Source organism: Aphanothece hegewaldii CCALA 016 (genome assembly GCF_003007785.1).
Taxonomy (GTDB): domain Bacteria; phylum Cyanobacteriota; class Cyanobacteriia; order Cyanobacteriales; family Microcystaceae; genus Chroococcus; species Chroococcus hegewaldii.
The window spans coordinates 1-1,556 of sequence record NZ_PXOH01000102.1; the positions used below are offsets into that span (position 1 = coordinate 1).

Here is a 1,556-nt window from a genome sequence, read left to right on the forward strand (position 1 = left end):
TTAGACTAACTTACCTCCCAATCAAACTGAACGGTCGAGTCTGAAAGAGAAGTGGAAAATGAAAGGAATTCTCTACTCTAACATCGGTTGTTTACAGATATTCATCAAATAAAAAGATAGAAAAGGGAGAAAATTAAAAAAACAATAACATTCAAGTCTCTCCCTGTGATGAATAATAGCATAAATAGACTGCAACAATTCAGGACAGATACTCATCATTTACTTAGATTTGCCAAGGATGCCACCTTCGATTTAATTGATGCGGTCTTAACAACAAGAACAGCCTATTCTTTAGCTGAATTTTCCCTATCTCCTTTGTTTAGAAGAAAATGGTCTTCAGTGTATGAAGTCTTACAAGATGTCCGTCCTCATCGTCAAAATTTAATGAAAAGATATCTTGAAGAAATTGAAATAAATGATGAATTATATGTGACAGTAGCGATTGACCATACAGCCAATCCCCGAAAAGACTCTCCGACTTTAAAAGATCGAGGCTATCATCACTCACCTGATGGATTTCAAAAAGTTACGGAGGGACATAATTATAGTACTATAGCTTGGATACCAGAAGAACAAGGGAGTTGGGCTTTACCATTAAGACATGAAAGAATAACAAGCTTTGAAACACCGATTAGCAAGGCATCTTGGCAATTAAAACAAGTAGCAAAAAGTTTAAAACAACCAATTTTAGCTTTATTAGATAGTGAATATGGTAATGCTTCTTGGGTCAATCAAATAGTAGATATTCAAGCCGATTGTCTAATTAGGATTCGCTCAAATTGCTGTTTATATGGCGTTCCTGAAAAATATAGAGGTCGAGGTAGACCTCGAAAACATGGAGATAAATTTAAGTTAAATGATCGATCAACTTGGTGGGAGGCCACAGAAACGATTGAAGTAAATGATGCCAAGTTGGGTCTTCTTAAAATCCGAAGATGGTCACAATTACACTTTCGTAACTCTTCATTTGTTCCGATGACTCTGATTTTAGTTGAGCGGCTTGAAACCCAGAAAAAAGGGTCATTTAAAAAGCCTTTATGGTTAGTTTTTATTGGTCAACAAATTCTCCCACTAGAAAAGCTCTGGAAAAAATATTTGAGACGTTTTGCTGTAGACCATTGGTATCGATTCATTAAGCAAAGATTACATTGGACGTTACCAGCTTTAAGTACACCACACCAATCTGAAAGATGGAGTGATTTGATGCCTTTAATGACTTGGCAACTCTGGTTAGCCAGAGATCTAGTACAAGAGCATCATCTCCCTTGGCAAAAACCTCAAAAAAGCTTAAGCCCTGGACGAGTTGCACAGTCGATGTTAGAGCTTTTAATAGAGATGGGAACTCCAGCACTATCTCCCAAACCCCGTGGAAAATCAACGGGTTGGGAAACCGGTAAGAAAAGGAATAAAAGAATCCGTTATCCAGTGGTCAAAAAACGAAAAAGTACTGATAAAAAAGAGAAAAAGAAGCAGACTTAAACCCAATTTTTAGCCAAATTGCTAACATCTTAGCCCAAAAACAAGACTGGGTTATTTTGTCATAGTCTAAACTCCAG

1 protein-coding gene is annotated in these 1,556 nt (G+C 36.8%); it reads left to right on the forward strand.

Features of this window, described 5'->3' with window-relative positions:
- Positions 1-168: 168 nt before the first annotated feature.
- The gene (locus C7H19_RS25135) at positions 169-1,479 is read left to right on the forward strand and encodes an NF041680 family putative transposase (protein ID WP_106459625.1); all 1,311 of its coding nucleotides are present in this window, start codon (positions 169-171) and stop codon (positions 1,477-1,479) included.
- Positions 1,480-1,556: the final 77 nt, after the last annotated feature.

What these genes read in the sequence shown, in the direction of transcription:
- C7H19_RS25135 (WP_106459625.1), top strand. Translation starts at nt 169, where the DNA reads ATGAATAATAGCATAAATAGACTGCAACAATTCAGGACAGATACTCAT.